The sequence below is a fragment of the Clostridium frigidicarnis genome (assembly GCF_900111985.1).
Classification (GTDB): domain Bacteria; phylum Bacillota; class Clostridia; order Clostridiales; family Clostridiaceae; genus Clostridium_Z; species Clostridium_Z frigidicarnis.
This window is the reverse complement of record NZ_FOKI01000060.1, coordinates 1-15238: the sequence shown is the minus strand read 5'-3', so window position 1 is coordinate 15238 and position 15238 is coordinate 1. Positions and strand designations below refer to the sequence as shown.

The following is a 15238-nucleotide window of genomic DNA, read 5'->3' as shown; positions in this document are numbered from 1 at the left end:
TTGTAAGCTACATTTTCTTTATCAAAGTCTTGAATTATATACATTCTCTTTTGTGATGATGATGCTTCATAGTATTCTCTTTTCTCTATTGTTTCTATTCTGCAATAATTATTTTCTATTGTGATTTCAGTAGATTTATTTCTAATTTCATCTATCAACTGTGCCTGCTCTTTAATAATCTGATGTTTAAATATTTGGGTAATAGAAATATCTATTCCAAACTCCTTTCTAATCATCATTGACAATGTTATTGCCTTAATTGAATGCCCTCCAGATTCAAAGAAATTATCATGAATACCCATACTTTCAACTTCCAGCAAATCACACCATATACTCTTTAACTTACTCTCTGTTTCACTACATTCTTCTTCCTCAATGTCAGAATTGCTTACTTCCATTGTTGGATCAGGCAGCAACTTATAATCAACCTTGTTGTTAGATTTAAGTGGAATTTTATTCAAATAAACTATGAATTTAGGGATCATATATTCAGGCAGATAATCCAATAAATATTCTCTAAATTCAGCTGCTTCTATTTTTGTATTAGAAGTATAGTATGCACATATATACTTCTCTTTCTTCGTACTTTCACCGTCTATTACAACAGCATCTATGATTCCAGGATATTTTTTCAAATAAAATTCAATTTCTCCTAACTCAATACGATAACCTCTAAGTTTAATTTGAAAATCCTTACGTCCAGCTAACTCTATTCTTCCATTTGACATCCACCTAGCCACATCTCCAGTTTTATAAGCACGCTTTTCTCCTAGCTCATCAATTTCAACAAACTTTTCATCAGTAAGTTTAGCATCTTTTAAGTATCCTCTTGTTACTCCATCTCCTGCAAGATATAACTCTCCATTTACTCCAATAGGCAATAGCTTTAGACTATCATCAAGTATATAACATCTCATATTTGCTATAGGCTTTCCTATTGAATAATCTTCATCAGAACATTTACCAGTAATTGCATCAATTGTTGTTTCTGTTGGTCCATAATGATTATATAAATTATAACCTAAATCTAATATCTGACTTTTAGTTATTTCATCAAGTTTTTCCCCCCCAGTAATTGCATATTGTAATGAAGGTAGTTTAGGTTTTCCAACAAGCAACTCCTTTAAAAATATAGGAACAGAATTAATAATATTAATCTTGTTTTCTTCTATATATTCTCTTAATCCCTGAATGTCAAGAGAAAGTTCCTTATCAGGTACACATAATGTGGAGCCAGACAAAATGGTGCTGAAAATTTGTTCTACGCTTGGATCAAAAGTATAACTTGTTAGCTGCAATACATTTTTAAATGAACGCAAATCATATTTTTCAATAAAAAACTCAATAGTATTAACCACATTTCCATGTTCAACCATTACTCCTTTTGGCTTACCTTCTGTTCCAGATGTGAAAATTATGTAAGCTAAATTTTCCATCTTAACTTTAACATTAGGCCTTTCCTCTGAGAATTTGGCAATCTCATTATATCCAACCTGAATTTTTTCTGCTTTCTTCTTTTCTCTATCCTTAGAACTTGTTTTATCAACTCTAATTAATGCATCATATCTATACTTTGTTAATTCATTCTCAATTGTGTAAATTTTACCCGAGAATTCAATTCTGGTTATTATGGAAGATTTAAGCTTAATATCTATAAAGAATTTTTTTGGAATAAATAGCTCTGATGACCAATCAAGTTTTGCAATATAATTTTCATCCTGATTTTCAGCGTTAAACTTAGTTAAATCTTCAATCATTTTATCCTTTAAATCTGAGTCCATAACATCGCCAACAAAAATTACTCCATTAGACTTCAATAAACTACTTGCTTTATTGATAACTTTTCCAAAATAATTATGGCCTGGGAATGACTGAACGACGCTATTTAGAATAATCAGATCAAAGTCCCTTTCTCCCAGCCTATCTATATCATGAGCTGCCATTCTTTCAAGCCGAATATTTTCAATTCCCTCATTTTTTGCTCTAATTCTGTTCTTTTCAATTATTTCATCTGAAATATCAATACCAACGTAGCGCTGCGTTTTACCTACAACCTCAAACATGGTTAATCCTGAACCAACGCCTATTTCCAAAACACGTGTATTATTATTGATAAAACCTTCAAGCTTCCTCAAGACGTTAAGACTATACTCCTTCATTTCTTCCTCTGAGAATGGCTTACCAGTAAAACTTGATATCCAACCGCCTCCTGTAACATCATCCTTAGATTGTTTACCGACGTAGTTCCACAATTCAACCTGCTTTTTATAATATTCATCGTCTAACTCATCAATCTCACATATATCATTATAATCCATATAAATACATGTATTAAAAATGCTGCTAGACCATTGAAGATTATTCATTACTCTTAAAAATTGTTTATGAGAAATCATTATATCAATATCAGCATCTTCAATAATTGTTTTCATTCTCTTAAGTGAAAGGGATGTATCAATAGGAACATAGGCAGCTCCAGCTTTCAAAATACCTAGTATAGCAACAATATAATCAAATGATTTTTCTAAGCAAAGTCCTATTCTCTGTTCTGGTTTAATCTTATACTTTTCAATTAGATAATTAGCAACTTTATTTGCCTTTCCATCAAGCTCTTTATAAGTTAAGGAATTTCCCTTAAAGTATAGAGCAGTTTTATCAGGATATAAATCAACTATTCTCTCAAATTTTTCATAAAGAGTAGATTGCTTATCATAATTTTTCTCTGTCTGATTAAAAATATTAGAAACAATATCTCTTTCTTCATGATCAAAAATATTAATTTCTCCAATATTAATTTGCGGATTTTCGCTTACAACCCTGATAGCATTTGTGAAGTGTTTAATAAATCTCTCCATAGTTTCTTTCTTGAAGATTTCAGTATAGTATTCTAGTGAAAAATGTAATTCCTTTTCAACCTGACTAATATAAATGGTTAAATCAAACTTTGAAGTATTTTGTCTTAGATTGTATGGCTCAATTTCTAAGTCATTTATCTTAAAACTTGACTGTTCAAAATTTTGAATATTAAGTGATACATCAAATATAGGATTTCTCGAAATATCTCTTTGTAAATTTAATTTATCAATTAAATCTTCAAACTGAAAATCCTGATTTTCAAAGGCTGCAATAGAATTTTCTTTTACCTCATTCAAAAATTCACTAAAAGATTTTTCTGGCATAGGACTATTTCTTAAAGCAATAGAGTTTACAAACATTCCAATAAGACTTTGAAAATCTGCATTATTTCTATTTGCAATACCTGATCCAACAATAATATCACGCTGACCTGTATACTTATGCAACACTACATTAAGTACTGCCATCAATGCCATGTATAATGTAACATTTTTATCTTTTGACAACTTTATTAGTTCCTTAGTATCATTAGCATTAAATTTAAATTGTAATAAATCTCCTTTGTAGCTAAATACTTTTGGACGCTTATAGTCAGTAGGCATATCAAGCCTTGGAATATCCCCTGAAAACTGATTTAGCCAAAATTCATCCTGCTTTTTTAACTTTTTAGACTGTAACTCATTATTTTGCCATAAAGAATAGTCTTTATACTGGATCTTAAGAGGTAACAGTTCTTCTCCACTATATAATTTTACAAATTCATTAATTAAAATAGATATAGAAGTTCCATCAGCAATAATATGATGAATATCAAATATTAAAATATGTTCTTTGTTTTTCAACGGAATAACTCCTACTTTGAATAAAGGAAGATTACCCAAATCATAAGGTTTTATAAATCCGTGTATACAGTCTTTAATTTTATCCAAATCCTCTTCTGACAACTCAGGCAGTATATCCAGCTTAAAATCAACAGATTCATGTACAACTTGTACAGTATTGTTATCAACAAGTTCAAAGGATGTCCTTAGTATTTCATGTCTTTCAATTATCTGCTTAAATACTTTTTCACAAAGTTCTAAATTCAAATCACCTTTGATTTTTAGAACCTCTGTCATATTATAACTACTACCTATGTTTTCAAATTGATCAAGAAAATACAATCTTTTTTGAGCAGAAGATAATGGATAATATGCTCTTTTTTCAAAAGCTCTCATCCCATCCTCTTCAACATTTTTTAACTCATTTATTATCTCTGCAATGTTCTCAATAGTAGGCCTTTCAAACATTTGCGATAATGAAATTGTTACCCCGAAGCGTTTTGCAAGCTTTGATAAAAGAATTGTGGCTTTAAGAGAGTGTCCTCCAATTTCAAAGAAATTTGCATCTATACCAATTGTATTTTTATCCTTCTTCAGAACATCAACCCAAATATTTAAAATTTCAGCCTGCAATTCGTTCTCTGGCATTTTAACATTCACATTAGTTTCAGTTGAAACACTCATTGGCAGGACTTTCTTATCAATCTTTCCACTTGAAAGCTTAGGAAATTTTTCCAACCTGATAAACTCAGAAGGAATCATATATGGAGGCAGATCTAATGAAAGTTGTTTTTGTATATATTTATTTTCAATTACATCTTCTGAGCTGTAGTAAGCTCTGATGAAATTATTTTCTTCATCATCACCACATAGAACTACCACTGCCTCAGTAACTCCAGGAACCAATTTCATTTTTTCTTCAATTTCTTCAAGTTCAATTCTAAATCCTCTGACTTTAACCTGATTATCTATACGTCCAAGATACTCAATACTTCCATCAGGCAGCCATCTACCTTTATCTCCGGTATTATAAACTAGAATATTTCCCATCTCTTTAAGCTTTATAAACTTTTTGGCTGTAAGCTCAGGATCATTTACATATCCTCTGGCCAAACCATGACCTGCAATGCAAATATTTCCTATAACCCCAATAGGAACCATTTTAAGATTATCATCTAAAATATAGCATTTTGTGTTGGATATAGGTTTACCGATGGCTACGGAATCAAATTCACATTTTGATGTAATTGCATCTATAGTAACTTCTGTAGTACCATAATGATTATATAAATCATAGCCATTTAATAAAATCTGATCCTTTACAGTCTTGTCCAGTTTCTCTCCTCCGGCAATAATAGCTTTGATGCCAGGAATTTTTTTATTGTCAAAGAAATTTTCTTTTAAAACAGATGGAACAGCATTTACCACATTTATACTATTTTCTATAAGCATTTTTCTAAACTTCTTTGTTTCCAAAAGCATCTGAGTATTAACCAAAAATAGTTTTCCTCCAGTTAACAATGAACTAAATACCTGTTCTATACTTGGATCAAAAGAGTATTCTGAAACTTGTGCCGTATTTGTCTTGCAGTTTATTCCGTATTTTTCAATAAACCAATCTATTGTATTTAGTACATTCTTATGCTCAATCATAACACCTTTTGGTGCTCCTGTTGAACCTGAAGTATATATAACATATGCCAGATTATTAGAATCATTTACTAAGCTTAAATCATTTTTAGGTTTTTTTGAAAGTTCATCCTCAATTAAATCAAGCGCAATAATTTCTCTGGCAGCTTTATTTTTGTCTTTTTCCTCTTTAGGCACAAATGCAATACCCTGTATTGTTTTTAAAACGTCTTCTGATGGAAGCTTCTTATTATTTTCAATAATTTCTTCCAATAGATTATGCATAGTTAGTTCGCCTTCAGCTAAAATTGCCAAATCAATATTTTTATCATTTAAAATAAAATTATAATCTACTGTAGCATAAGGTCCTCCAATAACAATTGGAATATCAGGGACCCATAATTTAAGCAGTGCAATTGTTTTATGACAAAAATCCTTATAGTAAGAAAGAGAACGTACTCCAATTACATCAGGTTTGAACTCTTCAACTATTTTCTTCAATTCATAAAAGTTAGCAAAGTCCATTCTAGGCTTAGCAAGCTTACCGTTTATTCTACCCTGCATCTTTTCCTGTAAATAAGTTAAGATATACATTAATCCCAATGGTGACTCTACAACATCGTATAACATATCTCTTGAACCATCATCAAAATACTGTGATAAATCCAAGAACAGCATATTCAAGGCATCCTTGTTTGGTTTAGGATTATAGAATTTCTTCTTCAATTTTTCATTTAAGCCTTGTAGTGCTAAGATATCTTCTTCTTCATCTTTAAATTTAATATCTCTCAGATCTTCTTTTTTAAGATTAGTAAAATTAAGAAAATCATCAAAAGTTTTGATTTTTCCTGGTAAATAGCTATCATATTTCTCAATAAACTCACTTTCTGTCATAATCTTCATCTGGTATGGAACTACCTGTTTTAAACGTTCCTTTGATAAAACATAACTATCAAGAAAATCAGATTGATATCTCAAGGAAAAGCTTCTATTAAATGGCAGAGTGTCTGTAAGCTCATCCCATGCAAATTGCTCAGAATCAATAATACTCTGTTTGCTAATACCATGTTCCAGAGCTATTTTCTCCATTTGTGTACCTTGGTAAATTTTCAATACATTTACATAAGGGAAGTGTATCCATCTACGCTTCTTTATGTATTCAAGAGTCATCAAAGCTTCCTCTTCTGTTTCAGTAGGTATTCCATGCATAGTAAACATCTCAAGAATAACATTAGGATACTTGCTTGTGATGTATTCAACATTTTCAGTAAATCTTCCAATATTTAAATTCTTTCTTATCAGCTTTTGCAGCCTTGGAGATGCTGCTTCTAAAGCCAGAGACATATTAACAGTACCTGCTGCTACCATAAGATCTATATAATCTTTTGTAAGTGCATCTCCTCTTAATCCATTTGGGAAAAATAAGCGAATATCTTTTAAATTATTTTTTATTATAAGCTCAAAAAAACGTTTTCCTTCCCTATGGTTTAACATAAATATATCGAAATTTCTTATTCCACAATCATAGTAAAGTTTAATCTCTTCAAAAAGATTTTCTCCTGACCTTGCTGCTTGACATTTGTTCCATGTCCTGTAGCAGTATGCACAATCATATGGACATCCACGGGAAGCTTGTATTAAAATCCTGCTTTTTACAATTGCTTGTCCTATATATTTATTATATTTTTCACAATTTATAAGTGAATAATTTGGAAATGGTAGAGTATTAAAGTCTGCAATATATTCTCTAGGTTCAGTAACAATAGTATGCATATCATTTTCTCTAATACCCTGTAATCGAGTATACTCATATTCCACTAATTTGTTTGTACTTATTACTACCTTTGCATTACAATCCTGAAGCATTTTTTGGACTCTTCGAACAGGAAGATTTAAATCTATAGGTAAATATGCCCCTCCACTTTTTAGCACTGCCAAAATTGCAACAATCATGTCTATAGACTTTTCTAACTTAATTCCGACAATATTATCTGCCACTATTCCTTTTTCTCTTAACATTGATGCTAACTGATTTACCTTATCATTTAACTCTTTATAGGTAATTTTATCCTCCTTTAAAACTATTGCTGTATTTTCTGGATTTTTTCTTACCTGTTCCTCAAAGAGTTGATGTAATGTAGTATTATAGTTATGTACTTTATCTGTCTTATTAAATTCTTCAATGCTTTCTTTTTCTTCTTCAGAAACAATCTGAATATCTTTAATCTTTTGATCTAGCAAATTCTCAAAAGAATCATAAATGTATAATAGATTATTACAAAACAGATTTATAATTTCCTTAGAAAAGTTTGAAGCATTATATACTACTTCAAGCACTAGCTGCTCATCTTCTTCAAAGAAATTAAAAACTATATCATAGTTATTTATTACAGCTGATTTTTTGTGGATTTCATCATAAACCACTGCTATATTAAAGTATTTATTAATATCAATATTATTTTGTACCATCCTTTGAAGCAGACTTCCAAAAAAATCATACATATTTTTCATATCACTAAAAATATTTTCTTTTACTCTGTTTATAAACCCCTTAAATAAGTCCTCATTATGAATTTGATTTCTGAAAAATAGTATATTGTTTGGATTAGAAGAATCTTTGTGAGGCAGAGTCCCTATAAATAAATCTTCCTTTCCTGTATATTTATTTAACGAGAGACTTACACCGCTCAAAAGTAGTACAAACATTCCTACCTGTGAATTTTTAACCATTTTCATCAAAGACTGCTGTGTGTCTTTTTTAATATAAAATTTTTCCTTATCCTTTCTTACTTTCCCCCCTTTACTCTGTACGCCAACGCTTGGAATAGTTGTTTTCGGTAGATCGCCGCTTAGTTTGTTTATCCAATAATTTTCAATCAAAAGATTTTCTTTTGACAAATCTAACATATAATCCCCTCCTTTTACCTAACTTTACTTTGTGTATTAATATTTATATATGTTACTTTAGTTCTATATCGATCTCTTTAGCTAAACTTTCAAGTAGTCCTCCAGGTGGATTAAATTCCAAATAATACTTTGCCTGCTCACGAGTCATTTCATTAGCTCTAATAATTGTAGAATACTCATCATGGTAGTGACTATAATTTCTCTTCTTTAAATCAAAATATGAATTTAACCATATCATCTCACAATTTGTAGTACATTTAGGATAACTCATTTCCTGTTGCTTCCAATCAAATCTTTCCTTACACATTTTCCTTAGTTCATCCTTATCAGTTTTATAAAAATCAAAATAGAAAAATGGAATAAATAATATTTTATCTTTCATTTCAAAAAAGTTTGTAAATTCACTTTTATCTTGATAAATTACTTGCTTTTCAAGAATAGACCACTTCTCGAGGAATTCTTCAAAAAATTCTTTATCTCCAGTGGATAAAGCAATGTTAACCATCTTCTCATACAATACCCTTGCTTTTTCTTTGTCGTGCATCATGGCTGCCTGGCCTTTAGAATAACCATTAACAACTAGAGGAATTTTGTAAGTATCCGCTAATTCAAGCCCATTAAGGTATAAAATATTCCCACAAACAAAGCAGGCGCTCAACTCAAGTTCGTCGGCTTTATTAAAATACTTAAATAGCTTTCTCATAAATGACATATCATTCTTTACAATAACTAAATCTACATCAAGCTCCTTGCAAATGTTTTCAACATTGCTTCTAGCAGTTTTACTATCCCATCCATGATCAGAATGAAAAACAAGAGGCTTTAACCCATACTTTTCAACTAACGTAATTAAAGTAAAGCAGCTGTCAACACCACCACTTATAGGAACTAAAACATCATATTTTCGATTCAAATCCTTAAACCTTTGTAAATACATTTTTAATTCAGCTTCACTTTTAATAACTTTTCCTTCATCTTCTCTAGCAGCCTTGTTTACTTCATACTCCTCACAATAATTGCATATACCTTCACTATTAAAATGGATACCAGGATATGTTTCAGGTAACACACACTTTTTACAACTTCTCATAATTATTCTCCTCGTATAAAATTTTTTAGTAGGCAGCAGAATTCCGCAACCGTTGATTTATCTAACTTTTTTCAAATTAGATATTTATATTTTCCTCCACTATGTCAAAATATAAGTAACAACAAAAATACTTGTCAAAATGGAGGTAAATAACATGTTTTGTCTTAATCAAATTAAACAACTAAATTTATTTGATCAAGTTTCTGAATTAAATTATATTTCAACCAAGCAACCAGTACTTTTTTAGAATTACTTTCAGATGTTCTCAATCCGGAAAATTTTATTCCCGAATCATTTTCAAACAAATTCTACACTACTTTAGGCTGCGATAGAAAATATAACATTCTTTCAACGTCCATATTTCATCAACTTTCTTTATATCCTTATATTCAATTTGTCTTATTTTTTATTAATTATACAATAAAGTTAATTATAACCTTATATGTAAATTTATTTTACTATAATAATATATTAATCCGCTTAATTATGCAACAATTTTAACAAAAAATTATATTTTTTTACAAATCCCTAAATTAGCAAAAAATATAAATAACAGAGCGCCTATAAGTTTCGACATGAAGATGTAGGTATTTATGTATAGTTTTTTAATAATCACATGAAAATTCTAATGAAGAAAGTGCAATGTAAATTTATGGTATATATCAAGCAAAGTGTTTTATAGTTATTTGATAAATGTAACTATAAGTCTCGTTCTTAAAAATTTTAATATATGTAATAATGTTGAATATGACTTTAATATGACTTTAAAAAGTAGATCAGTCAGGACCACCCGTAAAACGGGTGGCTATAAGGGCATGTTACTAGCTGTGTCTTAAGACACGTTGAATTGGTTTGCCAACCCGCATGACTTTTTCAAACTGGGGCTGTCGCGAAATGATTAAATTTTAATCAGGAGCGCCGCTCCTTTTCAATTTAAATCAATAACTCTCCTAATAATTAAAATAAGATATAAATTATTAGGAGAGTTTTTAATTTTAAACGCACTTAAATAAGCCTATTTAATATATGCCATAATTAGGCAGAAGTCTTTAATTCATGAAGATGATTTTGAGTTCTTTCATTTTGGATTTTAGAATGTAATTTATTAATGTTAAAACCAAAGCAAAATAAATTCCGTTTTAACGCTATTTTTTCCACGTGTTAAAAATCTATTAAATTCATAGTCACTTTTTAAAACTCCAAATGCTCCTTCAACCTGAATAGATCTATTCATTCTTAGTTTAGCACCTTTTTCAGTGATAATATTTTTATAAGATACTTCACGCTTTTCTACAAAAGTTTTTGAAACTTGCATCTTTCTATTTGTTTTCGCTTTCGTGCACCTTGCTTTGTGAGAGCAGTTATCACAACTTTCACATTCATAGACAGTAACTTGGGCTTCATATCCACTTGCAGCCTTTCTATGAATAATTGAAAAAGGCTACAATTTCTTGTCATTATGACAAGTATAAGTATCTGTTTCTGAATTATATTGCATATCTTCACGTTTGCTTATATCATTTCTATCTTGAAATATTCCGACGCCGGTCACGTATTCGCTTTCAACAGCTATTTGTACATTATAACCAGGTTTTAATTGTCCATTTCTCATATGATCATCTTTCATATGCATGAAAGTTGCGTCAGTATCTATTTTAGAATAACTATTTCTTTTTGATAATATTTTCTTGCTTGAATCATATTTTTCCTGTCTTTGCTTGTATTCAATCAATTGCCTGTTCACTTTTGAATCTTACTTTTTCTTTTTCCAATTCCATGAACAAATTCTATGTTTCTATTTTGTTTTTCTAATGAAAGCCAGTCAAGAATTGCATCAATATTTTCTATCAATGTTTCTTTTTCTATAATAAATTCTGTAAGTTCTTCAACATTAACATCTTCAATAAGTGCAACTATTTTACTAAACATTTTTTCTTCATTTTTATAAATTGCTTTCTTTCAAACAAAAGTATAACGATTAGCATTCGCTTCAATTTTAGTACCATCTATAAATACATTTTCAAATAATATTTCATTATACTCTGCTAAATATTTAACTTGCTGATAAAACAAATCTTCAATTATATCATTTGAAAGATACTCTTTACGAAATCTATTAATTGTAGCATGGTCAGGTGCTTTATAACCTTGAAGCAACCACTTAAAATTTATATCTCTTTTGCATGCTTTTTCTATTTTTCTACTTGAATAAATATTTTGGGAATACGCATAAGATATTATTTTGAACATGATTTTCGGTTCTACTGCCGGTTTTCTTCCGATGGAAGAGTACGCCTTATACAACTTCGTGTAGTTTAATCCCTCCAATATGTGGCTTAGCAAACGAACCGAATCATCTTCTGGTATTAAATTTTCCAAATTTAATGGTAATATAAGTTGATAATTATCATTAAATTCATTATAATCTTTAGTGTATAATTTTTGTTGTTCCATAACTTAATTATACAATGAATGTGGATTCTTCGGAATTCACATTTTTTATTTTTATAACAAAAATGAGCCGCTACAAACCTAACTTTTAAGTTAGTTTTGCAACAGACCCTTTTTATTTGTTTTTCTTTGCTTGCTCACCCGTAAACGGGTCCATATATTCTTTTATACTAATTTGATCATAAGCTATATCTTCTTGTAACTGATTTCTTATATATTCTTCTATTGCTTTTTTATTTCTTCCAACTGTATCTACATAATATCCTTTGCACCAAAATTGTATATTACCATATTTATACTCCGAACTTGCATGTCTATCAAATATCATCAGTGAACTTTTTCCCTTTAAATATCCCATAAATGTAGCTACACTTAATTTGGGTGGTATACTTACAAGCATATGTATATGATCTTTACATGCATTTGCTTCTATTATCTCTACACCTTTATATTCGCAAAGCTTCCTAATAATTTTACCAATATCCACTTTTATTTTTCCATATATTATTTGTCTTCTATACTTTGGGGCAAATACTATATGATATTTACAATTCCATTTGCTATGTACTAAACTACTATTATCCATTATGGATATACCTCCTTGTAATTTAATTGTGGTCAGCAAACTTACTATTATTTTACAATGTAGGTATTATTTTTTTCCATTCATAGCTAAAAGCTCTTTAGAACCACAGGTATAAGCTGTGGTATTCAAAACACAATAAAAAAATCTGCATTTCAAATTTTTACACTATACTCTTTTTAATTTTATCTTTAACTTCATCTGTGGGATTTAATGCCACCATTTCAGATGTATCCCAGCTTCTTATCCCTTTCTTGAATCTCTGAAGATTAAGTTCTATTGCTGTTTCATAAACTCTTTTCCTATTATTCATTATTTTCCCAATTCCTCCATTATGCCTACTGCTTGGTGTCATAAACTTTAAACCACTGTGATAATGTTTATTATTACACCAATCAGCAAAAGCATCTCCCCATTCTAGTACCTCCTCAATAGTTTGGAATCCATCCAGTGGATATCTCGGACTATACTTCATCGTTTTAAAGTGGGATTCAGAGTATGGGTTAGCATAGCTCTTTCAACTAATTTAGCAGCAAGTTCACCAATCTCTTCAGACCAAACTTCCCACTCGACAATCTTTCTGCTGTATATATCAACTATTACATATAATTTAAAATAAAGACCGCTTGTATATGTATTTAACCATGTTATATCCCATGCCCATACCCGATTTGGACCGTCTGCTATATATGTAGTTGGTAGCTTTATTGTTTCTGGTGGTCTAGTATTACCACGATGGTGTTGCATATTTTCAGTTCTAAGTACTCTATAAAAAGTTGATTCTGAATCTATATATTGTCCTCTATACTCTAATGATGATACTATTTGATTTGGTGATAAATCTGCACATTCTGGCCTATTTACTAAGTTTATGATACTTTGTCGTTCTTCTTTAGATAGCTTGTTTTTAGGTTCCGGTCTTATACAAGATTTACGCTTATCTTCATGAATAGAATCACCACTACACCAACGCTCATAAGTGGTGTATACCCAGTTTGATAGACACTAGAAAGACGGTGTTTTTATGGACTATTCTTTAACTTTAACCTTTGTATGTGAAAGTGGTGATAAGAGCAATTTAACTATAGATAATGTTAACTCATCTATAATCCAAGACCAGGTTATTTCCTTAATGGACACTTTATAATTGCAAAGAATATTTTCTTAACTAAAAATGATGCTTTCACAGGTAAATCTAGTGCTAAACTTACTCAGAAAGCTGTTACTAAGTTTGATATAGCTTAAGTTAAGTGACACTCCTAATTTTACATTTGGCTAGTGGAACTTATCTGACGAACTCGCTGAGTCAGATTTCATTTTAGCTAGTTAACTCTTTAAGCACTTTTAAAGGGAAACCAATCTATCTTTTATATAATTCCCCAATCATCACTGTCACTAATGCTTCTTTAAATGATAGTTAATTATTTCTTACTATTTATATACTATCCTCGTATGGTAAAAATATAAAACCTAATACTAATATTATTATTTTATGTGTAAACTCTAACCATTGAAAATTTAATATTTGAACCATGGTATTAACGTTACTTTTCCGGGAGCTTATGCCTTACTCGTTGTACATACTGTTATCCCCTTAAATGAAGTTTATGAGTAACTGGTTGGGTTTAACCTGAGTAACAAACGAGGATATAATTCATTGAAATACAATGGGAATCCTATTCAAAAACAAAGGAGAATTAGCTATGAATAAGTTCACTTTTAATTTTGTTGTAGGTATAGATATATCATCTAAATCTTCAGTTATAACTATACTTATGCCAACTAGAGAGCCCTATGGCAAAAAATTGATTATAACTACTAACCTAGTAGGATTTACAAAACTACATAAGATTTTAGATGATATTTATGTAAAATACTCCACTAAACCAAAACTTTTTATGGAATCAACTGGTTTGTATACTATAATACTTTATAAGTATTTCACTAAATCTAGATTTGAGTGTTATGTGATTAATCCAATTAAGACTAAGAATTTTGCAAAACAAAGTATTAGAAAGATAAAAATGATAAGGTAGATTCATTGAGAATTGCACAATTAGCGCAATCCCAACCTTTGTAACTGATTCTACTTTTAATGAGAACTTCTTTTTACTTAAAAAACTCTGCAGAGAATATTCTTTATTAATTAGTACCCGTTCAGATTACAAAAATAAACTAACCTCATAACTAAATATAATATTTTCAAATTTCCACAATATATTCAGTGACCCTTTTAGTGAAATACCTTTAGCTATACTTACAAAATGTTTTTACAAACTTCTAAGGAGGAGATTATAAACACTATAAATTCTACGGTAAGCCATTCTTATGAATGGGCCGAGAATAAATGTAATCTTATGTTAGAAGCTGAAATGGAAGCAAGTGAATTTGATTTATTCCACTAGCTTAAGTATAGAAATTATATGCTATATAAATATTATAAAAATTCTCTCTAAAGCATGTGATGACTTATTACAAAAAATTATTTATTTACATAAGCAAATGTGAGCCTACTTTGTACTCATCCAGAAGTTGGATTTATTAATGCTGTATCTTTACTTGCTAAAATTGGTGATATAACTAACTTTAAAAATGCCAAAAAGCTAGTAGCTTTTGTTGGCGTAAATTCATCAGTATCGTGGTCTGGTCATAGCCATCAATCTAATTTATACATAAAATTACAATTAGATTGATGATTATTTTTATTATGAATTGGAAATTTTAAATAGTTATAATTCTCCAATTGATGATATATAAACAAATCGTATTGTAAAATTGTATAAATTTAACAAAGGTCATTCAAGACAACTATAATAGTGCATTTTTACTTGAATAATTTTACAGTTAAATAACTAATGAGATTCCTAAGCTATTTTTAGCAACTTTAAGATTTTTTGTACC

Annotated in this window: 9 protein-coding genes and 1 pseudogene; 4 read left to right on the top strand and 6 right to left on the bottom strand. The window is 29.8% G+C overall.

The window, feature by feature from the left end; all coding sequences use genetic code 11:
• From dltA to BM119_RS20335, 6 genes and pseudogenes are all read right to left on the bottom strand, one after another.
• Positions 1 to 8213, bottom strand: an 8213-nt coding sequence (gene dltA, locus BM119_RS18355; RefSeq protein WP_090043163.1) for a D-alanine--poly(phosphoribitol) ligase subunit DltA, incomplete at its 3' end; no start/stop codon positions are given.
• A 52-nt stretch (positions 8214 to 8265) separates the two neighbouring features.
• A complete protein-coding gene (locus BM119_RS18350; RefSeq protein WP_090043162.1) occupies positions 8266 to 9303 on the bottom strand; it encodes an adenine nucleotide alpha hydrolase family protein in 1038 nt (345 codons plus the stop codon).
• Positions 9304 to 10338: 1035 nt separating this feature from the next.
• Positions 10339 to 11757 (bottom strand): annotated as a pseudogene (locus BM119_RS18345) (transposase).
• A 112-nt stretch (positions 11758 to 11869) separates the two neighbouring features.
• Entirely contained in the window at positions 11870 to 12340 is a 471-nt protein-coding gene (tnpA, locus tag BM119_RS18340; RefSeq protein ID WP_090043161.1) for an IS200/IS605 family transposase, read from the bottom strand.
• 160 nt (positions 12341 to 12500) lie between these two features.
• Positions 12501 to 12812: a hypothetical protein gene (locus tag BM119_RS18335; protein WP_090043160.1), complete on the bottom strand. Its 312-nt coding sequence runs from the start codon at positions 12810 to 12812 to the stop codon at positions 12501 to 12503.
• Positions 12809 to 13084, bottom strand: a complete 276-nt coding sequence (locus BM119_RS20335) for a DDE-type integrase/transposase/recombinase (protein WP_242948469.1) — start codon at positions 13082 to 13084, stop codon at positions 12809 to 12811. Before BM119_RS20335 ends, BM119_RS18335 begins: the two co-directional genes overlap by 4 nt.
• 277 nt (positions 13085 to 13361) lie before the next feature.
• Here BM119_RS20335 and BM119_RS20650 point away from each other — a divergent pair, with 277 nt between their 5' ends.
• The 4 genes from BM119_RS20650 (at position 13362) to BM119_RS18315 (ending at position 15030) form a co-directional block, all read left to right on the top strand.
• The gene (locus tag BM119_RS20650) at positions 13362 to 13484 is read left to right on the top strand and encodes a DUF2922 family protein (protein ID WP_242948468.1); all 123 of its coding nucleotides are present in this window, start codon (positions 13362 to 13364) and stop codon (positions 13482 to 13484) included.
• Positions 13485 to 14040: 556 nt separating this feature from the next.
• Positions 14041 to 14373: an IS110 family transposase gene (locus tag BM119_RS18320; RefSeq protein ID WP_177199499.1), complete on the top strand. Its 333-nt coding sequence runs from the start codon at positions 14041 to 14043 to the stop codon at positions 14371 to 14373.
• Positions 14374 to 14601: 228 nt separating this feature from the next.
• On the top strand, positions 14602 to 14742 hold the full coding sequence (locus tag BM119_RS20090) for a hypothetical protein (protein WP_177199498.1): 141 nt from the start codon (positions 14602 to 14604) through the stop codon (positions 14740 to 14742).
• 99 nt (positions 14743 to 14841) lie between these two features.
• Positions 14842 to 15030, top strand: coding sequence for a transposase (locus tag BM119_RS18315; RefSeq protein WP_090043158.1), 189 nt, complete (start codon positions 14842 to 14844; stop codon positions 15028 to 15030).
• Positions 15031 to 15238: the final 208 nt, after the last annotated feature.